The 470-nt window shown below is 68.1% G+C and carries 1 pseudogene; it reads left to right on the top strand.

Going from position 1 to position 470, the window contains the following annotated elements:
- Window positions 1-470, top strand: a pseudogene (locus AC5P1B_RS35820) (transposase); the annotation flags it as partial.

The raw sequence follows: 470 nt of genomic DNA, 5'->3' as shown, positions 1-470 counted from the left end.
CGAACGCGACGAGGAAGCGGTGGCCACGTGGATGAAGGAGACGTGGCCGCGGGTGGAAAGACAGTGAGGGACCAGGACGCGTGGCTGTGCTTCGCGGACGAGGCGGGGCTGTTGCTCCGTCTGCCCAGGGCACGGACCTGGTCCCGGCGCGGACGTCCACCACAGGTCACGGTTCGTGCCGGCGGGATCGGGCCGCATCTCCCTGGCCGGCCTGGTCTGCCGCGGACCAGGCCGCCGCACCCGGCTGATCTTCCGCATGCTGGTCCACCACCGGCGCAAAGGCGAGAAGAAGGGGTTCCGGGAGAGGGACTTCGCCCGCCTGCTGGATGCGGCCCGCCAGCAGCTCGGCGGGGACATCGTTGTGGTGTGGGACAACTACACCCATCATGTCGGCGCTCCCATGTGTGAGTTGGTCGAGAAGAGGGACTGGTTGACGGTGTTCCGCTTCCCGTCGTACTCACCGGACCTCA

The organism is Streptomyces sp. A01, assembly GCF_059026195.1.
The sequence above is the reverse complement of the archived record's forward strand: the minus strand, read 5'-3'. Positions and strand labels throughout refer to the sequence as shown.